Here is a 22215-nt window from a genome sequence, read left to right on the forward strand (position 1 = left end):
TCCCGGCGCGGTTTTATGCTTGTTCGCGAGCACGGATCACTCTGGCAGGATTTCCCGCAACGACCGCTTCAGGGGGAACGTCCTTTGTCACCACGCTGCCCGCGCCTACGGCAGCCCCGCGGCCAATGGTCACCCCGGGCAGGATGGTCACCCGGGCCCCGAGAAAGACATCCTCCTCCACGACGATGTCCTGGTGCACCGAGGCGTGGTCACGGAAGTTCCCGCCCGCTCGGGGAACAGGATGATCCCCCGTGATGAACAGGCACTCCGGCCCCATGGTCACATGTGGGCCCAGGGACACGGTGCCCAGGCCGAGGAACAAGGTGCCTTGCCCGATGCCGGCGTACCGTCCCATCCGAAGGGTGCGCGGCAGCCACACGCCGGGGTTGATGGTGACCGGCAGCTGCACGTCCTCGCAGATCTTCCGGGCGCACCAGCCTCGCAGCCGTAGGGCACCCGGGGCACGCAAGTGCAGCCGCTGCCCGATCAGCATGTAGAAGCAGCGGACACCCCAGAACGTGAGCGAGGTCTTCCTCATTTCGGTTTTCCTTCCGTCAAACCGCGGCGCACGAGACCGCGACGGTGCGAGTCCGGCGACTCCGCGCTCACCTGAGGGATCTGCGCTCCAGCAGTTCCCGGTAGAGGGTGACGTGCCGCTCCACCATGGTGTCCGCGCTCAGGTTCTCGAGCGCCCACTGCCGGGCGGCGTTGCCGAGCCGTGCGGCTGATGCGCGGTCGGTGAGCATCTGGTGCAGTCCCTCGGCCAGGGCCTCGGCGTCCGCGGGCGGCACCAGTACCCCGCGACCTCGCAGCAGTTCGGGAGTGCCGCCCACCGCGGTCGCGACGACGGGGCGGCCGGCTGCCATGGCCTCCATGACCGCGTTGCTCAATCCCTCCTGCAGGGACGGCAGTACGACGACGTCCGCACGGGCGAGGAAGGCAGGCACATCAGTGCGCTGGCCCAGAAAACGTACGTCGATGTCCAGCCCGTCGGCCTGGCTCTGCAGTCGGGAACGCTCCCCGCCTGCTCCGATCAGCACGAGTGTGCACGGCACCCCGCGCTGCTGCACCCGGCTGATGGCGTCCAGCAGGTACCGGTGCCCCTTGTAGGCGTGGAGGTTGGCCACACACACCACCACGGGGAGCGATGTGTCCAGTGCTGCGGGAGGTGCCGGACGGAAGTCCTCCTCCTCCATCCCGTTGTGAATGACGCCGATCTTGTGTTCGGGCAGGCTTTCCTGGCGCCGGGCTTCCGCCGCGACGGCATGCGCGTTCGCCACGACGTAGTCCGTGATGCCGTTCGCGGCCCGTTCCACGGCCCGTTCCGCGGCCAGAAACATGCGGTGCCCCAGATTGGAGGTGCTCAGACTGCGCCGCCCGGCCACACACAACGGAACCCGTGCCAGACGGGCCGCGGGCGCCGCCGCGATGTAGCAGTGGAACAAGTAGGCGTGCAGGACCTGCGGTCGTGTGCGACGCAGGTGCGCCACAAGCTGGGCGAACGCCCTCACGCCGATCGCCGTCCTCTTCACGGCGGTGCGGAGATCCACCCAGGGCCGGACGCCCTGGTAGCCCAGACGGATCACCGTCACTCCGGAGTCGGCAAGTTCCGCCTCACGCGGCCCTCCGTGGGACAGCAGCAGCAGGGTGGTCTCGATGCCTCGTGCGGCCAGCCCCCGGGCGAGCATGACGATTTGCTTCTCGGCACCGCCCAGTCCCAATTGCCCGATCATCAGGCAGACTCGGGACGGTGTGTCATCGGCGCTGACGGGTTCGGCGATCGGCCCAGTCCTGGCGTGGCGGTACACGGTCACAGATACCAGCTCCATCCGGCCAGAAGTTCAGGCGCGGCACTGCGCGCTTCTCTTCCTGTCCAGCCTCTCAATCCGATTCACCCGTATAACAACCGAAACGCTCTGTCGATCGGGTGATGCTGCGTACCGGCGGCAACCGGCGGCCGTCGGACGGCTATCCGGGCGGAGGGGCAGATGCCGCGGCCTGCCTGCCCGGCACGCAGCGGCGCAGGGCCGCACGGAGGACGATCAGGTCGGCAGCCACGGGGACCAGGTCCCGTGCGGCCGTACCCGTCGCCCTGGCGAAGAGCCATGTCTGGCAGACGGCCAGCAGGAGGAATGCCAGGGAGGAGGCCGCCGCACAGCCGACGGCGCCCCACAGCGGAATCAGCACCAGACTCAGTGCCACATTGACCGCGAGGGCGCCGAGGGACGGCACGACGACCAGCCGCGCACGACGCAGCCTCAGCAAGTAGGCGCTCGGCAGCCGGCTCGCTCCCAGTGCCAGCACGCCAGGAGCCAGCAGGGCCACGAGCGGCACCGCATCGGCGAAGGCCGCACCGTACACGGCGGTGACCATCACCGGCGCACTCAGCACCAGAACCAGTGCCGAGCCGACGGCCAGCAGAATCGCGAACCGGGTGATCCGCACGGTGACGTGCACGGATTCGTCCTGGCTCGACTCGAACTGCCGGTTGAGCATGACCTGCGAGAGGACATCGATCAGGAAGCGTCCGTATGCGACAAAGGTGGCCGCCAGGGTGTAGATGCCCACCTCTTCCGCGCTGGTATACGTGCCCAGGAGGAAGACGTCCACGTACAGCAGCAGGAAGGCCGCGGTGGGACCCGGGTGGTAGCGGGCACCGGTCATCACGGTCGTCCGGGCCAGCCCCAGGTTCGGGCGGCCCGCCATCGTGCCGCCCATGATGATGAACACCAGCAGCGGGACCGACTCGGAGGCGACCCAGACCCACACGACCGAGAGGGGTGTCAGCCCGCCTGCGGCCGCGAGGGCCAGCAGGACACCGCACTGCACCAGGGCGCGCGCCAGATTGGCCCAGGCCACCACGTGCGAACGTCCCCTCAGAAGCACGATGTTGTTGGCGTAGTTCACCGCCACCCCCAGCGGCACACCCAGGCACGCCGTTGCCACGATGGACAGTCCCGGCAGATGGAGTGTTTCGGGACCGACCGCGGCCACGCACACCGTGCCGGCGATTCCGCCCAGTGTTCCCAGGGCCAGGGCGAGCGGGACGCTGTTCCCGGTGAGGGCATCCCGGAGCCCGATGTCCGTCCACAGCGCACTCTGCGCCTGCTCGACCGACAAATGCGCAAGGACGGTGGCCGTGGTGGCAATGGTGACGGCCATGAAGTAGATCCCGCGGCCTTCCGGTTCCAGAGACCGGGCGATGACGGCGCTGGTGAGCACCAACATCACCAGGCAGGCGGCCCGGCTGCCCAGCATGCCGATCGCCTGCCGCGCGGTGTCAGCCACAGTGCCCCTGGGCAGGTTGGGGAGCGGTAGTCGTCGAGGAGTTCCCCGGGCGGTCGACGCAGGCTCGGTGCCACAGCTCGAACTGCAGCAGTGCCCACAGGCAGTTGGCGCGGTCGCGCCCCTCGACGTGGTCCTGCAGCAGTCCTCGTACGACCTCGGGCCGGAAGAGGCCGCGGGAGCGAGCGGTGTGGTCGGTCAGCAGATCGAAGGCCATCGGCCGCAGTTCGTTACGGAGCCAGTCCGCCAGCGGCACGCCGAAGCCGGCTTTGGGCCGGGTGATCAGCTCGGGCGGCAGCCAGGGAGCCATCGCCTTCTTCAGCAGCGCCTTGGTCACCTGGCCGTCGACCTTCCACCGGCCGGGGAGGCCCGCCGCCCACTCCATCAGATGGTGGTCCAGGAACGGGGAGCGGGCCTCGAGGGAGTTGGCCATGGTGGTGATGTCCACCTTCACCAGCAGGTCGCCCGGCAAGTAGGTGTTCACATCGACGTCCATCAGCCGGTTGACGTCCTCATCGGCGCGAGACGTGTCGAACGCCCGGCTGATCAGGTCATAGCTGTCGATGCCGGCCACCTGCTCGTGCAGCGCCGCGGTGTACAGGGCGTCCTTGCCCTCGTTGGTGAAGTAGGACATGAGGCTGGCGTAGCGCTGCTGTGGTGTCTCGCCCAGCAGTCGCAGCCCGCGGCCGAACCTCCGCAGCCGAGCCGGGGTATTCCCCTGCACCAGGGCGGAACCGACGCTGTTCAGCATTCCGCGCAGTTGTCGCGGGGTCTGCATCCGGCCCACCCTCTTCATGAAGGCATAGCGCCGGTAGCCTCCGAAGCTCTCGTCCCCTCCGTCTCCGTTGAGGACCACCGTTACATGACGGCGGCTCAGTTCGGCTACGAAGAAGGACGGAATGGCAGACGAGTCGGCGAACGGTTCGTCGAAGTGCGGGGCCACTCTGGGCAGGACTTCCAGCGCGGACGATCCGGCCACCACGAACTCATGGTGGTCGGTCCCGTACCGGCGGGCCACGGTGGCCGCGTAGGACCGCTCGTCGTAGCGCCGGTCGTCGAATCCGATGCAGAAGGTCTTCACGGGCTGGTCGCTCAGCCGGGCCATGGCGGCCACCACCGCGGAGGAGTCGACGCCGCCGGACAGAAACGCCCCGAGCGGGCGCTCGCTGACCATGCGCACCCGGGTTGCGTCGAGCAGCAGCTGCCGCGTCTGCTCGGCCGCGTCCCGCTCGCAACCCACCCGCCGCGGTGTGAAGTCCAGCTTCCAGTAGCGCCGCAGGCGCACATCCCCTTCGTGCCAGACCAGGAGGTGCCCGGGGGGCAGCTTGCGGATACCGCGGTGGATCGACCAGGGAGCCGGCACGTACTGGAAGGTCAGATAGTGATGCAGAGCCACCGGGTCCACCTCACGGGACGCCGCCGGATCGGCCATCAGGGCCTTGAGTTCGGACGCGAACGAGAGGGAGGACCCGGACTGCCGGTAGTACAACGGCTTCTTGCCCACCCGGTCGCGTGCGAGCAGCAGCCGGCGCCGGGCCATGTCCCAGATCGCGAAAGCGAACATCCCCCGTAGGTGTGTGACCAGGTCCTCGCCGTGTTCCTCGTACAGGTGGACGAGTACTTCCGTGTCGCTGTCGGTGGCGAACCGGTGGCCGCGCGAGACCAGTTGTCCGCGCAGCTCCATGAAGTTGTAGATCTCGCCGTTGAAGACCGCGGCGACGGTGCCGTCCTCGTTGTACACGGGCTGGCCGCCCCCGGCCACATCGATGATGGCGAGTCGGCGCATGCCCAGTGCGGCGTGGGCATCGCTGTAATAACCCTCCCCGTCGGGGCCTCGATGGATGATGCGACGGCACATCGCGCGTACCTGTTCGGGGTCGGGCGGGCTGGTGGACACGATCCCGGCTACGCCGCACATGAGCACTCCCAACGTGATGCACCGTCGGACAACCGGCCCGGCACCATCGCCGACCCTCTGCCTGTCGGTGCACTACTGGGGGCTGACCGTCAAATCCTGCAGATACATACCACATATATGTGGACATTTCCCCAAGCCTCGCTTGTGCGGCGGTCTGCCCGCCTCTCCGGGAAACAGCACTGTGTGCTCTGATCCGGTGACCTCTTCTGCCCGGCACCGTCAACGCCGTGAGCGGCCCGAACGGCGGGTTATGGTCGCCGAGCCCTGACCGGTGGACGCACATGGGAGCTGCACGGTGACCAACGCCCCTGGAACGCCATGAGACCTCTCGCCGCCACCGTCATCGGCTGGGTGAGTCTCGTGGTCGCCGTGCCGGCCGTGACGTACATGCTGCTGCACCACGGCGCAGGCACCGTCGCCGCGGGCGTTGTACTGTGCCTCGCCCTGGTGGTCGTGCCGCGCCCCGACCTGGTGCTGCTGGCACTGCTCGGGATCGTCCCCCTGGTCGCCGTTGTCGATCCCGACGGCGGGGCCCTGCCGCTTCTGGTGGCCGCGGGAGTCGGCCTCGTCCTGTTCCGCGCCGTGCTGACGGGTTTCCGGCCGCGCGTTCATCTCGCGCTGATCGTGGCTCTGGTCTTCGCGGTGACCGCGAGCTTCCTGCTGCCCCAGGCGACGCTGCTGACCGACGGTTCCTGGAGCGAGCTCGCGTCCCTGCTGATGGGTCTCGGTCTGCTGGCGGCCTCCGCCGTCGCGCCTCCCGGCCCCCGGCCCGTCGCGTGTCTCGTGGCCGGCTCCGGCGCCTGCGCCGCCGGGTACCTCCTCGTCCGCGGAGAGTATGCCGACGACCGTCTCACGGGGCTGGGCCTGAACCCCAACTACCTGGGAGCAGTACTGGCACTTGCACTGGTCGCGGCAGTCAGCCTGGCGCGGCTCGACCGTTCCTGGGTGTGGCTGCTGCCCGCGCTGCCGTGTGCCGTCGCCATCCTGCAGACCCGCTCGCGAGGCGCCTTTCTGATGGTCGCGGCAGGGCTGGCCTGCATCCTCCTCGTCGGCCGTCCACTGCGGCAGAAGGTGCTCATCTCGCTGACGATCGTCGCCGCAGCGCTGGCTCTACCGGGATCGCTCGACGCGGTCGGGGAAAACCTGACGGGGAATCGGACGTCGACCGAGCTGACCGCGAACACCGAGGTGCGGAAGCAGGCCGCCCTGCTGGCCGTGCGTGTGGCGCTCGACCACCCCGTCCGCGGCATCGGGTACGGGGGGTTCGCCGGCTACGCCCAGTCCTCGTCCGGCCTCGGCATCAACATCAACACCCACAACGACTACCTTCGCCTGGCGGCCGAGGCCGGACTCGGCACGCTCGCCCTCCTCGTGGCTCTCCTGTGGCTCGGCCTGGGCCGTCGGTACACCACAGACCGGGCGATTCTCCAATCGCTGGGAGTGGCCTACTCGGTGGGACTGCTGTTCGCCAACACCCTGGGGAGCCTGGTGGTGACCGCTCCATTCTGGGTCTCCCTGGGCTGCCTCCTCGCGTCCGGGCAGAGACGACGGACGCCTTCGTGCCCGGCCCCTGCCTTGACGAAGGAGCCGGGGAATCCGACGGCGAGGCAGGGGCCGGCCGGTGCGGTTGTGCCCCCTCCCGGCGGACCCGGCGTCACCGTGAACGGCTGATCGACGGGAACACGTCTCCGTCGCCGGAGCCCGGCGGCACCGACCGGGGCGGTGCGCCTCAGTGCGCGCGCAGCGCGGCGGCGATCCGCTCCACCGACTCCTCGATCCGCGTCACGCACTCCCGCGTCTCCGCGGGGCTCGCACCGAGAGGATCGGCCACGTCGTCATCGGCCACGTCCACTCCTGCCGCACCGCGCCGGGCCGCCGCACCCGCCACGAGCGCGGCGAACCGGGCGGCCGGGTCCGTCACACCCGCCGCGTCCTCGGCCCGGACCAGCCGGGCGAACTCACGCAGGCTGAAGGCCCGGGACAGGGCCCGCACAGGGGAGAGCCGTACCGCTGCCTCGCGATGCTCCCTCGCGGCCCCGAGCAGCAGATCCGCGGCCTCGACCAGCCCGGCCGACAGCCGGCGCGTGACCGTCCCGGACGGGTCCGCGCCTCGTTCGGCGACCATGGACGCAGCCGTGGCCGCCATCGGTGTGCCCGGGACGGCCTCCGTGCCCGCACTGCTCACATGGACCGCCTCCCGCAGTGCGGTCAGCCGCTGCCGCAGAAGGCATTCGGCGACGGGCGACCGGTAGAGATTGGCGGTGCACACCGTGAGTACCCGAAACGGGGCCGGGCGCATGGCGGCGGAGGGCGAAGCGAAATCCGACATGGCGTCAGTATCACCGCGGAACCGCCCAATTGCCGGCCGGACTCGGCAGCTGTACCGGACCGGCCGGAGAGAGGCCACTCAGTCCCCGGAGCACCCGGGTGAGGGATGCACCGTGGCTCGCAGCGGGCGTGGCAGTCGCTGGTGGAAGACGATGGGTCCGTGGTCGGTCGGGGGCTCCAGCAGGTGCAGCGTCAACGTCCGGCTGCTGCCCGCGGGTACTTCGACGTCGAACGTGTACACCGGATGGCCGCGCTCGACACCCGGTGTCAGGAAGGCGCGCCGCCCGTCGAGGTCAGCCTTGACCAGATCTGCCCCGCTGGTCGCGAAGTAGGAGACCAGCAGGCGATTGTCGCCCTGGTGCGTCGGATAGGGGGGCTTGTCGAGACGATCGGTGACGTAGTTCGGAAGCCCTGTGGACGGTGCACCGTTGGAGAAGACCGCCTTGACGGTGACCTCGCGGCCGGCGGCGGTGCAGCGGCCGGGGTACCAGTCCAGGGTGCGGTCGAGGTAGTAGTCGAGCTTGGTGCCGGCGGCATTGTTGACCACCAGGCCGGCGTAGGGCTCCGGACGCCGCGGCAAGGAGCCGCCGACCGGGCGTGATTCCAGCTCCTGCTGCTCCTTCGCGTGGGCGCTCCAGGCGGTCACCTGCCCGTTGCCCAGCAACTCGTACAGGCCGAGCAGCAGCGAGGGCCGCAGTTGGGGATCCTCGGCGGCGGTCATCAACCGCCCGGCAGCGGCGCGGGCCACGTCCAGCAGGAAAGCCTTGCGCTTGAGCGGGTCCGGGTACGTCATGTAGTTGGTGCGCTCGCTGATGTCCACCACGTTGTCCGCGCTGACGACTGTGCCGTCGGTCGTGCGCGCCTGCCCGGAGGCTGCGAGCAGCCGGGCCAGCGCGCCCGGATCCAGTGCGAGTACGCCATCGACACGCTCGCCGCTCTGGTGGAGCCAGGTGGCCGACCAGATACGCGCGGCGTAGGGGAAGTGCGGGCTCATGTTGGAGTTGGCCCAGGTGTTCACCGCATCGCCACGTCCGTACATGGTGGCGAACTCGGCACCGAGGTCCACCTCGGGGCGAGCGCCCACCATCTCGGCGTCGCTTCCGAAATGCGTCAGCTCCAGCGCCCCCCGGTCGGCTGTCAGCATGGCGAAGGCACCGGGCATCCCACCGGTTCCACGTGCCTCCGCGGGGTTCTGGAACATCACGAGGTAACGCCGCGGACCGTCCGCCCCCATCATCTGCGGCAGGAGGCGGGCGCCGGTGGCGGCGTTCTCCATAGCGGGCGCCATCCGGTCCAGCTTGCCGATGAGTTGGTCCCGGACCCGGTCCACGGCGGGGAGCCAGGTGTGGCGGGGCAATCTGCGGGCCTCCGTACGAGCTGCCGCCACCTGTCGTGAGGCCTGCTCGAGAGCTGGGGCGGCACTGCGCAGTTCGGCGAGGTTCAGGTGCCCGCCACCGGCCCCTGCGCCGTTCGTGATGTTGCCGGCGGTGTTTACGACGGCCGGCAGCACCTCGCCGGCCAGCCGGTCGACGGCCTTGGCCGTACCACGGACGGTCGCGAGAGGGCCTCCGAGGCCGGGCACGTGCGCGGCCAGGGACCACGCGGGTCCGCTGGTGAGCCGGTGCGCCCGGGCCGCGTGCGCCGCAGCGGAACGGCCCGCTGCTTCGGCGCGCGCCCTGCGGCCCGTGGCGCCACTCGCCGTCGGGACCGGCGAGGGGGACGCCGTCACCGTGTTCCGCAGCGTCTCCAGGTCGAGTCGGGCCGCGAGCAGCTCGCTACGGGCGTACAGACCCGTGACGAGCACCCAGCCCGAACCGGCGAGAAGAAAACCTGCCGCCACCCACATCACCGGCCTGATGCGACGGTGATTCCGTCGCACCAGGCCGGTGACATAAGACAGAACGGCGCTGGCCGAGAGTCTTTGGGTGGTCCACGGCATCGTTGGTCTCAGCCGCGTTCAGCGTCAGTACGCCGACGCCTGGTGATCACCAGTGTCCCGCCACCGAGAAGCAACAGACCACCTGCCGCGGTGAGCAGAGCCACCGGTGCATCCGATGAACCGGTGTCCGCGAGCCCGGACTTGTTGCCGTGACCGGAGGAGCCGTTGTCGTGACCTGAGTCGGAGGAGCCGTTGTCGTGACCTGAGTTGGAGGAGCCCCCATTCTCGTCACCGTGCCCGTCGTCGTTGCCGCCGCCGTGCCCGTCACCGTGCCCGTCGCCGTCGCCGTCACCGGGGCGTCCGTGCCCGTCGCCGTCACCGTCGCCGTCACCGGGGCGTCCGTGCCCGTCGCCGTCGCCGTCGCCGTCACCGTCGCCGGGCGGATGAGTCCCGCCGTCACCGGGCGGATGGCTCCCGCCACCGCCCCCGGGAGCAGCGGACACGGTCACCGTCGCGGACAGCGTGAGTCCGGATGTCTGGCCGACGAGCTGGTAGAGGTAGGTGCCCGGGCGGACGCGCGCGGGGATGGTGATCCCTCCAGTCACAATGCCGTTGGCGTCGGCGGTGAAGGTGCCGAGCACCACGCTTCCCCCGCCTCCGCCTCCGCCACCCCCGCTTCCTCCGCCATCGCCGTTCGGTGTGGCCGACGCAAGGGGCCGTACGGACGCGGGCGATCCCCTCAGTGCGGCCCTGGCTGCGGCTCCAGCTGTGGGGACGAGGCTGACGACAACCTGCTCCAGGGGTTGGAAGCCGGTCGCGGTGTGGTTGATCGGATCACCGGGGACCACGGTGTTGTCGTCGATCACAACACCGGGAGCTGGTGGGTACTGTGCGAACGCCGGTTCGGCGGCCACCAGTGAAGCGGCGGCAATCAGGCTTGTGGTGGTGGCGGCCAGTGCGACACGCCATCCAGAACGTCTGGGCATCGGGTCGGGGCTCCTTCGGAAGGCGCTTGATGAGTGATCGTCCGTTGTTGTCGGCGTGGGGAGAGTCGAGCGATCAATGCCGGACAGGCTGTGGGAAGTTTCTGTTTCAGGCCGTGGCCCCGCGGCCGGTTATGCGGACGCAGAAGCCCCACCGCGTTGTCGTCGAGCAGCTCGGTGCGGACGGCCATCCGGACCGGCCCCAGTGTGAAATCGACTCGGTACGTGTTCGCGCACTCCAGGGGCGCACCATGGCGTGGGTGAACAGGTCCGCCGTCTGCACCACCTCCACCGACATCGCGCTGATCACTCCCTTGCCTCAATCGGCACTGCGGCAGGTCTTCTGCCATCGCCGACTGCCCGATTCCGGACGACTTCCGGGCCATGACTCATCGGCAGCAAGGCCATCGACCGAGATCAAGCAACAGGATCCATAGACGTGGGAGGCTCCGGCAAAACAGGCTCACCCGGCGCTCCACAGGACGGCGCAGTGGATGCACTCATGTGGCCCTCAGCGCTCGCGGCCGCGGCCTGACTCTGGTGAGGCCTGTATCGCGAAGCGGGAGACCTCGGCCTGAGGCGTGCCCATGCCCCGGCGACATCGGCGCCCGGGTGCCCTCGGAGGTCGGGGTGAGCCCTGCCGTGTCCGGTGCGGCGGCTGCGCGTCCGGTTCACGGGCGTCGGGCCGACTGAAACCACAGTGAAACCGCGGTGAAGCTCACCGCTCGCACGCTCTGCGGCATGACTTCGAACCAACGCCTCACCCCGACCCGACCGGCCATCGTGGCCACCGGGCTGCGCAAGTCGTACGGCGACAAGGTCGTGCTCGACGGCATCGATCTGAACGTCGCCAAGGGAACGATCTTCTCGCTGCTCGGTCCCAACGGCGCCGGCAAGACCACCGCGGTCCAGATCCTGTCCACACTGATCACCGCCGACAGCGGTCGGCTGAGCGTTGCCGGGCACGATCCGGCCACGGACCCCCAGGCGGTACGCGCCGCGATCGGTGTCACCGGCCAGTTCTCCGCGGTCGACAACATGATCACCGGCGAGGAGAACATGACCCTCATGGCGGACCTGCACCACCTGGGCCGCCGCGAGGGCCGCCGGCTCACCGCCGAGCTGCTCGAGCGCTTCGATCTGGTCGACGCGGCCAAGAAGCCCGCATCCACCTACTCCGGCGGTATGCGACGCCGGCTCGACATCGCGATGACCCTGGTCGGCGCCCCGAGCGTGATCTTCCTCGACGAGCCGACCACCGGGCTCGACCCGCGCAGTCGCCACAACATGTGGGAGATCATCCGCGACTTGGTGGCCGGCGGCGTCACGGTCTTCCTGACGACGCAGTACCTGGAGGAGGCCGACCAGCTCGCGGACCGGATCGCGGTACTCAACCAGGGAAAGCTCGTCGCTCAGGGCACTCCGGAGGAGCTCAAGCGCCTTGTCCCCGGCGGTCACGTCCGGCTGACGTTCGGCGACGGCAGCGCATTCGAGGCGGCAGCCCGTGCCTTCGGCCTGGGGCTGCGGGACGCCGACGCGCTCACGCTCACCGTCCCGAACGACGGCAGCGTACGCGGACTGCGCGCCGTTCTCGACGTACTCGACGCCGCGTCGATCGAGGTCGACGAGCTGTCCGTGCACACCCCCGATCTCGACGACGTGTTCTTCGCGGTCACCGGCCGTCCCGACAACGAGAAGGTGCAAGCCCGATGAGTTCCACGATGAGTTCGACGTCGTACGCCCTGCGCGACTCCGCCACCATGCTGCGGCGCAATCTGCTGCACGCCAGGCGCTACCCCTCCATGACGATCGGCGTCGTGGCCATGCCGATCATCATGCTGCTCCTCTTCGTGTACGTCTTCGGCAGCGCGCTGAGCAATGGGCTCGGCGGCGGCGGGGACCGCGGCGCGTACATCGCCTATGTCGTACCGGGAATCCTGCTGATCACCGTGGGCTCGGGTGCGACGCCGACAGCGGTGGCCGTCTGCACCGACATGGCCGAAGGGATCGTCGCCCGCTTCCGCACCATGGCGATCTCCCGCGCCTCCGTCCTGATCGGCCATGTGGTCGGCAGCGTGATCCAGACCGTGGTCAGCCTGACCCTGGTGGTCGGTGTCGCTCTCGCGATCGGATTCCGGTCCAGCGCGACGCCCGTCGAGTGGCTGGCCGCGGCCGGGATCCTGACCCTGATCGCCTTCGCGCTCACCTGGGTTGCGGTCGGTCTCGGCCTGAAGAGCCCGAACCCCGAGGCGGCGAGCAACGCCGTGCTTCCGCTCTCGTTCCTGCTGCCCTTCATCAGCAGCGCCTTCGTACCGGTGGACTCGATGCCGTCCTGGATCCGCTGGTTCGCCGAGTACCAGCCGTTCACCACCGTCATCGAGACCCTGCGCGGCCTGCTGACGGGCACGGAGATCGGCAACAACGGGCTGATCGCCGTCGCCTGGTGCCTCGGCATCACCGCGGCCGGTTACCTCTGGTCGAAGAAGATCTTCAACCGCGACCCTCGCTGACCCGAAACCCCAACTCATCCAAGGGGGTGTCCCGTTCCTCCAGCGCCGTCAGCGCGGCGGCCCGCAGTCCGTCCCCGTCCAGGGCGGCGTACTCCGACACGGCGTCGGCGTACGCCGCCCTGTCGGCCTGTTCGGCCGCCTGCCGCGCCCGGGCGGAGGACATGGTGGGCTGGAAGTTGCGAAGATGACGGAAGCGATCTGCCAGGGCGAGAAGCCGCGCCCCCGACCTCGTACGGCCGTGGTCGAGGTCGACCGCGCCGAGCGCGAGCAGCAGCGCACCGCAGACCGGGGAGTTCACCAGGGTCGGCAGGCCGTCGCGGCGCGTCAGCAGCGCCCCGAGCCCGTCCTCCACAGCGCCGTCGATCTCCTCCACGAGGTCGAGCCGGCCGTGCCACGCATGAGCGGTCAAAGCGACGGCCTGGACCTCCAGGAGCCAGGGTTCCAGGCCCCGTTCGGCGCCGAACACCGGGCCCGCGCTGTTCTTCACCTGATCGACGGCCCGGCGCCACAGACGCAGACCCGCTTCGGTCTCGCCACGCGTGAGCGCGATCTCCGCGCGTGCCCCGAGGCCGGGCGTGAGCACGTCCGAGGTCTCCCGCGGCTGGTTGAGCATCATCTGCTCGAGCCAGCGCTCCGCCTCGTCGACCGCGCCGGTCTGCAGACTGGCGAGCACCATTCCCCAGCGGATCCCGAGCGAGTCGGTCCCCACCCCGAGCCTCTCGAGGACCTGCAGGGCCGACTTCATGTGGGGCAGTGCCGCATCTCCCCGCTCGGCCTGCAGACACAGTTCGGCCATCCGGCAAGGGGCCATGACCTGCACCCACGGGATGCGCCGGTCCTCGAAGGCCTTGAGCATCCGGTCGGCCGCCGTCAGCGCGCGGTCCAGGTCGTACTCGCTCTCCCACACATAGCTGGCGACGCAGTTGGCGACGCCGGCGAGCAGGGGCTCGTCGCTCTCGCACAGCGCGTTCAGCGCCGAGTGCTCCGGGCCCAGGAGCTCGGGTGCGGCGCACAGCACGATCGAGAGGGCGCCGATCAGGGTGTCCGGCGAGGCCGGCGGCAGCCGGCGCAGGGTGACGAGGGGACGTATCGCCCCGGGACCGACGCCCAGGAACAGATTGGCGGTGCACATGACCGCGGCGGTCCGGGTGGCCTCGACGAGGCCGGGCCCGGGCCGGAAGTGGGAGAGCAGCGGTCCGGTGTCCTGGGTGAGCGGGACGAGGCGGGTGTAGTTGGCCTCGGTGGTCCACAGGCTCCCGAGCACCGCGGTGGTCGCCGCGACCGTGGCGCCGTCACCCCGGGCGAGGCCGAGGCGCAGCGCCTGGACGAGGTTGTCCTGCTCGGCCCTGATCAGCTCCCAGGACGTGAAGGGGTCAGGTCCGAACAGCGCGTCGTGGTGGGCCGCCCCGAAGTCGCCTGCCCACGCCATGAATTGCCCGGTCACATGACCGTCCTCGGCGGCCTCCGCCCGACGGGCCGTACTGAATTCACGTACGGTCTCCAGCATTCCGAAGCGTATGCCGGACGCGGTGTCGGTGACCTTGAGCAGGGACTGGTCGACCAGGTCCTCAAGCACCTGCGGGACGTCACTGCCGCCGGGCGGGCCGCCGAACAGCTCGTCGGCACCGAGCAGTTGCTCGGCCGCGTCCGCCGTGAAGCCGCCGGGAAAGACCGACAGCGCGCGCAGCGCCGCCCGCCCGGCCGGGTCCAGGAGGTTCCAGCTCCAGTCGACGACGGCGTGCAGAGTGCGGTGGCGCTGTGGTGAGTCCCGTGCCCCGCCCCGCAGCAGGGCGAACCGGTCCTCGAGCTTACGGGCGATCTCGCCGACCGACATGACCCGCACCCGTGCCGCCGCCAGCTCCGCGGCCAGTGGCAGCCCGTCCAGCCGGCGGCAGAGTTCGGCCACCGTCCCGGCGGGCAGCTCGACACCGGGGCGGGCGGCCTGCGCCCGCTGCTCGAACAGCTCGACGGTCGTCGGCAGATTCAACTCCGGCAGCAGATACACCGATTCGGAGGAGATGCCGAGTGGCGCCCGACTGGTGGTGAGCACCCGCAGATCGCGGGTCATCGACACCAGGGCCTGCACCAGCTCTGCCACGCCGCGGATGACATGCTCACAGTTGTCGAGAACCAGGAGCGCGGGACCGGGACCGAGGGCGCCCACGATGCCGGTGAGGACATCCGTCGAGATGGCGAAGTGGCTCACCGGAGTGCGCAGCGACTCACCGACGCCGAGGACCGAAGCGACCTCACCGGCTACGTCGTCGTCGCTGGTGAGACCGGCGAGCGCGACGAGATGCACCTCCCGCTGCTCCGCCTCGCGGCTCACCACATGCGCGAGCCGGGTCTTGCCCAGGCCGCCCGCCCCGACGATCGAGGTGACCCGGGACGTGCGCAGCAGCTCGGCCACCGCGGCGATGTCGGCGTCGCGGCCGAGCATCGGGTTGGGCTCGTGAGGCACCCCACGGCGGACCGCGGGTGCCTCACCCCGCAACAGCTCCTGGTGCACGGCCTGCAGCGCGGGCCCCGGGTCGGTGCCGAGCTCGTCGCGCAGCGTTCGGCGATAGCCGTCGTACGTCGCCAGAGCGGCGGACGGCCCCGCGGTGGCCGCCTCGCAGCGCAACAGCTCGAGCAGCACCTCCTCGTCCCGCGGCAGCTCGCGGACCAGGCCGGTGAGCGGCTCCACCGCCTCGGCCCGGCGGCCCAGCCGCGCGAGGGCCAGTGCGCGGACCCGCATGAGCGACCGATATGTCGGGGCCCGCTCCGCACGCAGCGCGGACACCGGGTCGTCGGGTATGGCGTCCTCATGGAACACGCCACCGCCACCGCCGTCCCACAGCGCAAGCCCCGCCTCGGCGTGCGCGAGCGCCGCCGCATGGTCCCCGGCCCGGGAGCGCTCCGCGCCCGCGGCGGCGCGGAGAAGGACGGCGGAACTGTCCACCTGGTCCTCGCCCAGCGCGAGGCGGTAGCCGGTGGGGGTGCTGGCGATCACGTCGGAGCCGAGGCGTGCCCGGGCGCGCGAGACAAGGATCTGCAGCGCCTTGGTCGGATTCTCCGGTTGCCCGTCCGGCCAGAGCCCGTCCACCAGGAGTGCGGTGCTGCATCCTGTGCGCAGCTCGCCCGCGAGGAGGGCGAGCAGGCCGCGCAGCCTGGGCGCGGTGATCTCCTGGTCGCGGCAGGAGACCCGCGACAGCAGGGTCAACTCGGTGGTCATCAGAGAAGGTTAGCCAGCCGGCCGCCGGCGCAGCTCTGCCCCGTCGCAGAGTGACTGTGACACCGGCACACTCAGTAGCCATTGCTCTTCGGCGGGGTCTTGTTCACGGGCGCATCGGTACCACCCACGGTGATCTGCGTCTTCATGCCCAGGTCCTTGTGCCCGTCGACGGGGCAGTAGATCTCGTAGGTGCCGGACTTCAAGGTCACCTCGAGCGTCTCGGAAGCTCCGGGAGTGAGGGTCTTGGTGCGGTGCTCTCCGGTGGGGCCTTCGATCTCCAGGGCGTGGTCGTGATGGCCGTTGTTCTTGGCGACGAAGGCGTAGGCGCCCGGCTTGAACGTCTTCTGTGAGAGTGCGATGTGGAAGTCGATCAGGTCCGCTTTCACCTGCGTCACTGCTGGTTCGACGCTCTTCTTCGGGGGTGTGGAAGTAGTCGAGCCGCCTCCGTTCCCACTTCCGTTTCCACCTCCGTTTCCACCTCCGCAGCCCGCGAGCACGCCCGCCAGCACTCCGGCTGCCAGCCCCAGCACCACGCGGTTCCGGGTGAGTGTCCTTGTCATGGCTCGGCCCTCGCTGGAAGTTCCGTCGTGCAGGGGTTACGGATGAACCGCACCGAGGGATTGGCGGTCGGACCAAGGACGTCTTGGGCGAACGGAGGAGGAGAATAGGAGGGTGATTTCCCGCGGAGACGGAGCAATCCCTTCGGGGAGGCCGACCGTATCCACTGGTATGAGGAGAATGGGCCTCCCTCTCGACCACGCGTCGGACGAGGCACTGCTGTCCGGACTGGCGACGGGCGATCCGGAGATCGCCGTTGCGTTTGTGCGCCGCTTCCAGCGCACGGTCTTCGGCGTCGCCATCGTGGTTGTCGGCGATCTCCAGCTTGCCGAGGACATCGCGCAGCAGACGTTCGAGCGGGCGTGGCGGCACGCCCAGATCTACGACTCCCGCCGCGGGTCCGTGAAGACCTGGCTGACGACGATCGCGCACAATCTGGCGATCGACACGGTGCGGGCGCGCAGAGCCAGTCCTGTCGCCCCCGAAGACCTGGACGCGCTTCTCGACATCGTGACCGACACCCCTGAGCAGCGGGCGCTCGCCGACGAGACGTCCGTCCGGCTGCGGACCGCGGTGGCGGCTCTGCCACGGGATCAGGCCCGCGCCCTGGTGATGGCGGGGATCTACGGGATGACCGGCCAGCAGATCGCCGAATTCGAGCGGATTCCGCTGGGCACGGCCAAGACCCGGATCAGAACGGCGATGGGCAAGCTGCGGGTGACCCTGGAGGCCGAGGGGAGCCGATCATGAGCTGCATGACCTGCGATCGGCTGGAGGGGCTCGCCCCCGAGCTGGCGCTGGGCGTTCTGCCGGCCCGGGAGCGGGCCGAGGCGGTCGCACACCTGGACCGCTGTCCCGGCTGTCGGGAACAAATCGAGCAGCTGACCCTCGTCGGGGACGGCCTGCTCGGTCTGCTTCCGGGCAGTGAGCCGCCGGTCGGCTTCGAGACCCGCGTCGCGAACCGGCTGAACCCGTCCCGCCCGGCGGCGCGCCGGCGCCTGTGGTCGCGCCTGCGTGTCTCAGCCGCCGCGGCTGCCCTGGCGATCGCCGTCGGCTTCGGCGGCTGGGCCATCGGCACGGCCGTCGACCACTCCGTCGCCCCCGCCTCGGAAACGGTCCAGGCGAACCAGGCTCTCCTGCAGGCGTCCCTCGTCGCGGACGACCATGAAGTGGGCCGGATATTCGCCTATCCGGGGTCGCCGGGCTGGGTGTACATGTCCGTCGACCTGGAGGGTGGCGTGGGAACGGTCAACTGCCGGCTCGTACTCTCGGACGGCCACACGGTTCCGATCGGCTCGTTCGCGCTCAAGGACGGCTACGGCTACTGGGGCGCCCCGGCCGCCGTGGACGCCGCGACGGTGTCCGGCGCCCGGCTGACGGCCCCCGACGGTTCCGTCGTCGCCACCGCACACTTCCCGCCGCAGAACCCCTAGGTCACGGGGAACGGCGCCGGTCGCTCCCGGCCCCCTGTCCCGACGCGTTCCCGGCGGCGGCGAGCAGGCCGAGTCCGATCTTGTCGGTGCGGCCCGGCGATCCGCCGAGCCGGTGGACGAGCACCCAGTTCCCCGTCTGCGGGAGCACTCCGGTGAAGGCCGACGCATCGCGGGTCGCCCCGTTGTGCCACAACAGTGGCCCCGCCGACTGCCAGGACGGCGCCGGTTCGCCCAGAGAGCACTCGAGCAGCAGTCGGGTGACCACGGTCGCCAGCGCTCGAGGCGTGGCCCACAACCCGCCTGCGGGCAGAATCGGCCCGTCCATGGTCCACCGGGCTCGTTCCCGGCCGAACAGGTTCCGCGCGCCCAGCAGTCGGTCGGCGGGCGGATGCGCGGTGACCTCGTCCACCCCCAGCGGCGTGAGCACATGCTCCCGCACCAATTCCTCGTACGGCCGCCCGGCCGCGGACACCAGGGCCGCACCGAGCACGGCGTAGCCGAGGTTGGAGTACTCCTCTTCCTGTCCCGGTTGTCTCACGGCGATCTCCCCGAGTCGGCCGAGGACGGTCCCGAGCGCGTTCTCGTCGAAGGCCGCGTAGGGATCGCGGCCGTTCAGGCCGGGTGGCAGCCGTGGCAGGCCCGACGTGTGGTCTGCCAACTTCCCGAGCGTGATTCCTGATCCGGGCGGTGTCGGGAGCCATTGCTCCACCGCGTCGTCGAGGCCGAGCAGGCCCGCCCGGACCATCCGTATCAGCAGGGTGCCGGTGAGAACCTTGGTCAGGGATCCGATCTCGACGAAGGCGGCCGGATCGTGCCCGTGCCGGGCCAGCGGCGGAGCCGAGCCGCTGAGCACGCAGACCGGAACGGGCCGCAGTGACAGGCCCGCCATCAGGACTGCGCCCACTGCTGGAGAACAGCCTCGCGTTCGGCGGGGCGCGCCGACTTGCCGGGTGGTGCACCGAGGTGGATCGCATCCTCGGTGACCCGGAACAGCCCGACCATTGCCACAGTTGATTCCACCGTTCGCGTAGTGCCATGGGTTCGGCCGAAAGGCGTTCTCAGGGAGCCCGTCTGACGATCAGCCAGTATTTTCCACGGCGCCCATGGCGCCCGCCTCACCGGCGTGCCCATGGAGGGCGGCACCGCAGCCGGGGGGCGGAATCCGTCGACAGGGGCGAGAGTGGCAGGGGTGCACCCCCGCGGATCGGAGGCCTCCATGAGCAGCCGGGACACCCGGAGCCCGCACTGTCTGGTGACAGGCGCGACGGGGTACATCGGAGGCCGGCTGGTGCCCGAATTGCTGGATGCCGGGTACCGCGTACGGTGCATGGCCCGGTCTCCGGACAAGCTGCGCGACTACCCCTGGGCAGGACGGGCCGAGGTGGTACGCGGGGATGTGACCGATCCGGATTCGGTCGGCGACGCGCTGCGCGGTATCGATGTCGCCTATTACCTCGTGCACGCCCTGCGGGCCGGAGACGACTTCGAGGAGACCGACCGGACGGCCGCCCGGGTGTTCGCCGAGCGTGCCCGCGCCGCGGGCGTACGGCGCATCGTCTACCTGGGCGGGCTGACCCCGGCCGATGTGCCGGAGCGCGAACTGTCACCCCATCTGCGCTCCCGCGCCGAGGTCGGCGAGATCTTCCTCCGCTCGGCTGTGCCGGCGACCGTGCTCCGCGCCGCGGTGATCATCGGCTCCGGTTCGGCGTCCTTCGAGATGCTGCGCTACCTCACCGAGCGGCTGCCGGTCATGGTCACACCGAGCTGGGTCAGCACCCGCATCCAGCCGATCGCCGTCCGGGACGTGCTGCGGTATCTGGTGGGTAGTGCCCGGATGCCCGACGAGGTGAACCGCGTGTTCGACATCGGCGGGCCCGACGTCGTGACATACGAGCAGATGATGCGGCGGTACGCGGTGGTGGCCCGCCTGCCCCGCCGCTTCATCCTGCGCGTACCGATGCTGACACCCCGTCTCTCCGGCCTGTGGATCGGCCTGGTCACCCCTGTTCCCGCCTCCCTCGCCCGGCCGCTGACCGAGTCGCTGCGGCACGAGGTCGTCTGCCGCGAACACGAGATCGCCCAGTACGTACCCGATCCGCCCGGTGCACCGATCGGCTTCGACCAGGCCCTCACCCTGGCCCTGCAGCGCGTACGCGACGCTCAGGTCACCACCCGCTGGTCCTCCGCCTCACTGCCCGGCGCTCCGAGCGACCCCCTGCCCTCGGACCCGGCCTGGGCCGGGGGCAGCCTCTACATCGACCGACGGGCGCTCGCCGTCGACGCCTCACCGACGGCACTGTGGCAGGTCATCGAGGGGATCGGCGGTGACAACGGCTGGTACTCCTTCCCGCTCGCCTGGGCGGTACGAGGCTGGCTCGACCGGCTGGTCGGAGGCGCCGGACTCCGCCGTGGCCGCCGGGACGCCGCACGGCTGCGGGTGGGGGACTCACTGGACTTCTGGCGAGTGGAGGAGATCGAACCGGGCCGGCTGCTGCGGTTGCGTGCCGAGATGCGGCTGCCGGGGCTCGCCTGGCTGGAGATGTACTCCGACCGGGACGAGCAGGGCCGGGCCCGCTACCGGCAGCGGGCGCTGTTCCATCCGCACGGTCTGCTCGGGCATGTCTACTGGTGGAGCGTGTCGCCGTTCCACGCGGTCGTGTTCGGCGGCATGGCCCGCAACATCGCGCAGGCCGCGCTCCAGGCGGACGCCGCGCATGACGGCCAGGGCGCTAATCCGGGCTGACGCCGTGCATCCGGCCGTGCGGACCTGGCGGAGCATCTGGGCCGCCAGGGCGACGGCGGGATGTTCGACAGGTTCGCGGAACACGCCGAGGAACTGTGGAGCCGCGCGGTGCCCGTCCCATCCTGACGGGCGAGCGACACCTGGCCGGTCGCCTGGGAGCCCACACACGGTGAGTAGTTCGCGACACGCTGATCCGCGGCATGTGTCGGCAGCGCTCGGCCGCGCAGCCGCGGGTGGGACGCGGCGCGTTTCCGTCAGCGCGAGTTGATGTCGGCGGTGATGGTCACCGAGCGGTCAGCCGATGCACAGAACGACCAGACACACCTGCGTCGGTGATGTCGGATTGCCCGGCGACGTCGACGGCGGAGAGGTCGCAGCCGGTGTGTCTGCGCCGGGGCGTTCGGTGGACGCGGGCGCGGGCGCCTCCGGGGCCGGGGCGCCGACCTTGCCCACGTGCGTCGCCCTCTTGGCCGACTCGGCTGTGGTCTGCGGCGTTGCACTCGGAGCGGCGAGAGGGCGGGCCGTGGCGGCGGAGCTCTGCTGTCGGCTCGTCGTCGCCGTGGGAGGCGTGGCGACGGTGGTGCTGGGCTGCCGGTTGGTCGTCGTGGGTGGGCGAGTGCTGGGATGCCGCGGAGCCGGGGTGTCCGGTTGCTCCAATGACGAGTCGGCGGTCGCTGTCCGCATGTCCGCGGTCACCGGCTCCGGCGGTGAGGCCGCGTGTGTGTGGCTGGTGGAAGGCCTGGGGGTCGGCAGTGCGGCAACGGTCAGGCCGCCACCGACAAGAGCAACGGCCGTTGCGGCCACGGCCCGACGCCGGTTCTTCTTCCAACGTGCCAGCTGCCGACGCCGAGCCGCCCGGCCCTGCCCGGTGGAGGCCGCGCCGTCGAAGCCGCTGGATGAATCAGTGCCCGACACATCCGCCACCGCGTCTTCGGATACGTCGCTGCCGATCGGTGCGGCATCCGAGTGATGAGTGCCGGTGTAGGACCCCGGAGCGGGGACCTCCTCCGCGCGCCATGCCTGCCTCGTCGTTGCGGTAGGGGCGAACGCGCTGTGGGGGCGAGGGGCAGGCGGGGCAATGTCCGGAGCGTATGCGCCGCACCCTGGGCACACGAGTGCCCCATTGAGGGTGCGGCGGCATGCGGAGCAGTAGTCCATCTGCGATCTTTCTGTGCTGACTGCGCCGCCAGGGACGCCGGCGACCTGTTTTTCAGTTCGCACGCGGGATCGAGAGGCCAGTAACGCTACTGGCACCCGTCGAAGGTGGCGCGCAGCCCTTGTGATGCTGCTGCAAAGATTTACTGACGGTTGTGCCTCGTACTCCTGGACATGTCGTTACGAATGCCGGGATGAGAGGCGTGCCG

The 22215-nt window shown here is 70.1% G+C and carries 18 protein-coding genes; 6 read left to right on the forward strand and 12 right to left on the reverse strand.

The genetic code is table 11. From position 1 onward, the window contains the following. Positions 1–13 precede the first annotated feature (13 nt). The 4 genes from OG735_RS22465 to asnB form a co-directional block, all read right to left on the reverse strand. The gene (locus tag OG735_RS22465; RefSeq protein ID WP_327324969.1) at positions 14–538 is read right to left on the reverse strand and encodes an acyltransferase; all 525 of its coding nucleotides are present in this window, start codon (positions 536–538) and stop codon (positions 14–16) included. Positions 539–605: 67 nt separating this feature from the next. Then, positions 606–1814: a glycosyltransferase gene (locus OG735_RS22470; protein WP_327324970.1), complete on the reverse strand. Its 1209-nt coding sequence runs from the start codon at positions 1812–1814 to the stop codon at positions 606–608. Positions 1815–1968: 154 nt separating this feature from the next. Continuing rightward, positions 1969–3288, reverse strand: a complete 1320-nt coding sequence (locus OG735_RS22475) for a lipopolysaccharide biosynthesis protein (RefSeq protein WP_327324971.1) — start codon at positions 3286–3288, stop codon at positions 1969–1971. Then, a complete protein-coding gene (gene asnB / locus OG735_RS22480) occupies positions 3281–5203 on the reverse strand; it encodes an asparagine synthase (glutamine-hydrolyzing) (RefSeq protein ID WP_327324972.1) in 1923 nt (640 codons plus the stop codon). The genes OG735_RS22475 and asnB overlap by 8 nt, the downstream gene beginning before the upstream one ends. Positions 5204–5521: 318 nt before the next feature. On the opposite strand from asnB, the gene OG735_RS22485 reads away from it, so the two are divergent. After that, entirely contained in the window at positions 5522–6874 is a 1353-nt protein-coding gene (locus OG735_RS22485) for an O-antigen ligase family protein (protein WP_327324973.1), read from the forward strand. A 58-nt stretch (positions 6875–6932) separates the two neighbouring features. Here the strand turns inward: OG735_RS22485 and OG735_RS22490 are convergent, their stop codons facing one another. The 3 genes from OG735_RS22490 to OG735_RS22500 all read right to left on the reverse strand — a co-directional run bounded on the left by OG735_RS22490 (position 6933) and on the right by OG735_RS22500 (position 10396). Continuing rightward, positions 6933–7532 carry an arsenate reductase/protein-tyrosine-phosphatase family protein gene (locus tag OG735_RS22490; protein WP_327324974.1) on the reverse strand — a complete coding sequence of 200 codons (600 nt, stop codon included), beginning with the start codon at positions 7530–7532 and terminating at the stop codon, positions 6933–6935. A gap of 78 nt (positions 7533–7610) precedes the next feature. Continuing rightward, positions 7611–9410 carry a DUF4012 domain-containing protein gene (locus OG735_RS22495; RefSeq protein ID WP_327324975.1) on the reverse strand — a complete coding sequence of 600 codons (1800 nt, stop codon included), beginning with the start codon at positions 9408–9410 and terminating at the stop codon, positions 7611–7613. Between the two features lie 68 nt (positions 9411–9478). Continuing rightward, the gene (locus tag OG735_RS22500; RefSeq protein WP_327324976.1) at positions 9479–10396 is read right to left on the reverse strand and encodes an LPXTG cell wall anchor domain-containing protein; all 918 of its coding nucleotides are present in this window, start codon (positions 10394–10396) and stop codon (positions 9479–9481) included. Between the two features lie 738 nt (positions 10397–11134). Here OG735_RS22500 and OG735_RS22505 point away from each other — a divergent pair. Both OG735_RS22505 and OG735_RS22510 read left to right on the forward strand, forming a co-directional pair. After that, complete coding sequence (locus OG735_RS22505) at positions 11135–12106, forward strand: ATP-binding cassette domain-containing protein (protein ID WP_327324977.1); 972 nt, start codon at positions 11135–11137, stop codon at positions 12104–12106. Between the two features lie 8 nt (positions 12107–12114). Beyond that, positions 12115–12903: an ABC transporter permease gene (locus OG735_RS22510; RefSeq protein ID WP_327328418.1), complete on the forward strand. Its 789-nt coding sequence runs from the start codon at positions 12115–12117 to the stop codon at positions 12901–12903. Here OG735_RS22510 and OG735_RS22515 read toward each other — a convergent pair. Together OG735_RS22515 and OG735_RS22520 are read right to left on the reverse strand one after the other, a co-directional pair. Next, positions 12884–16117 (reverse strand): ATP-binding protein, encoded by a 3234-nt coding sequence (locus OG735_RS22515; protein ID WP_327324978.1) that lies wholly within the window; start codon positions 16115–16117, stop codon positions 12884–12886. The two genes, OG735_RS22510 and OG735_RS22515, sit on opposite strands and share 20 nt — an antisense overlap. A gap of 71 nt (positions 16118–16188) precedes the next feature. After that, positions 16189–16512, reverse strand: a complete 324-nt coding sequence (locus OG735_RS22520) for a hypothetical protein (RefSeq protein WP_327324979.1) — start codon at positions 16510–16512, stop codon at positions 16189–16191. A gap of 334 nt (positions 16513–16846) precedes the next feature. Here OG735_RS22520 and OG735_RS22525 point away from each other — a divergent pair, with 334 nt between their 5' ends. Both OG735_RS22525 and OG735_RS22530 read left to right on the forward strand, forming a co-directional pair. Further along, positions 16847–17425, forward strand: a complete 579-nt coding sequence (locus OG735_RS22525) for an RNA polymerase sigma factor (RefSeq protein ID WP_327324980.1) — start codon at positions 16847–16849, stop codon at positions 17423–17425. Next, a complete protein-coding gene (locus OG735_RS22530) occupies positions 17422–18108 on the forward strand; it encodes a zf-HC2 domain-containing protein (RefSeq protein ID WP_327324981.1) in 687 nt (228 codons plus the stop codon). The genes OG735_RS22525 and OG735_RS22530 overlap by 4 nt, the downstream gene beginning before the upstream one ends. A gap of 1 nt (position 18109) precedes the next feature. On the opposite strand, the gene OG735_RS22535 is transcribed toward OG735_RS22530, so the two are convergent. Next, positions 18110–19012, reverse strand: a complete 903-nt coding sequence (locus OG735_RS22535; RefSeq protein WP_327324982.1) for a serine hydrolase domain-containing protein — start codon at positions 19010–19012, stop codon at positions 18110–18112. Further along, complete coding sequence (locus tag OG735_RS22540) at positions 18997–19128, reverse strand: hypothetical protein (protein WP_327324983.1); 132 nt, start codon at positions 19126–19128, stop codon at positions 18997–18999. Before OG735_RS22540 ends, OG735_RS22535 begins: the two co-directional genes overlap by 16 nt. Before the next feature lie 196 nt (positions 19129–19324). Here OG735_RS22540 and OG735_RS22545 point away from each other — a divergent pair, with 196 nt between their 5' ends. Next, a complete protein-coding gene (locus OG735_RS22545) occupies positions 19325–20851 on the forward strand; it encodes an SDR family oxidoreductase (RefSeq protein WP_327324984.1) in 1527 nt (508 codons plus the stop codon). A gap of 294 nt (positions 20852–21145) precedes the next feature. Here OG735_RS22545 and OG735_RS22555 read toward each other — a convergent pair whose 3' ends face one another. Then, a complete protein-coding gene (locus OG735_RS22555; RefSeq protein WP_442812469.1) occupies positions 21146–22009 on the reverse strand; it encodes an SCO2400 family protein in 864 nt (287 codons plus the stop codon). Positions 22010–22215: the final 206 nt, after the last annotated feature.

This window comes from Streptomyces sp. NBC_01210 (assembly GCF_036010325.1).
In the GTDB taxonomy this organism is placed as follows: Bacteria; Actinomycetota; Actinomycetes; order Streptomycetales; family Streptomycetaceae; genus Streptomyces.

Bases quoted from the DNA above. Each gene is read 5' to 3' on its own strand.
- asnB (WP_327324972.1), bottom strand. From the start codon at position 5,203: ATGTGCGGCGTAGCCGGGATCGTGTCCACCAGCCCGCCCGACCCCGAA.
- OG735_RS22515 (WP_327324978.1), bottom strand. From the start codon at position 16,117: ATGACCACCGAGTTGACCCTGCTGTCGCGGGTCTCCTGCCGCGACCAG.
- OG735_RS22555 (WP_442812469.1), bottom strand. From the start codon at position 22,009: ATGGACTACTGCTCCGCATGCCGCCGCACCCTCAATGGGGCACTCGTG.
- OG735_RS22510 (WP_327328418.1), top strand. From the start codon at position 12,115: ATGAGTTCGACGTCGTACGCCCTGCGCGACTCCGCCACCATGCTGCGG.
- OG735_RS22485 (WP_327324973.1), top strand. From the start codon at position 5,522: ATGAGACCTCTCGCCGCCACCGTCATCGGCTGGGTGAGTCTCGTGGTC.
- OG735_RS22525 (WP_327324980.1), top strand. From the start codon at position 16,847: ATGAGGAGAATGGGCCTCCCTCTCGACCACGCGTCGGACGAGGCACTG.
- OG735_RS22530 (WP_327324981.1), top strand. From the start codon at position 17,422: ATGAGCTGCATGACCTGCGATCGGCTGGAGGGGCTCGCCCCCGAGCTG.
- OG735_RS22505 (WP_327324977.1), top strand. From the start codon at position 11,135: ATGACTTCGAACCAACGCCTCACCCCGACCCGACCGGCCATCGTGGCC.
- OG735_RS22500 (WP_327324976.1), bottom strand. From the start codon at position 10,396: ATGCCCAGACGTTCTGGATGGCGTGTCGCACTGGCCGCCACCACCACA.
- OG735_RS22545 (WP_327324984.1), top strand. From the start codon at position 19,325: ATGAGCAGCCGGGACACCCGGAGCCCGCACTGTCTGGTGACAGGCGCG.
- OG735_RS22490 (WP_327324974.1), bottom strand. From the start codon at position 7,532: ATGTCGGATTTCGCTTCGCCCTCCGCCGCCATGCGCCCGGCCCCGTTT.
- OG735_RS22465 (WP_327324969.1), bottom strand. From the start codon at position 538: ATGAGGAAGACCTCGCTCACGTTCTGGGGTGTCCGCTGCTTCTACATG.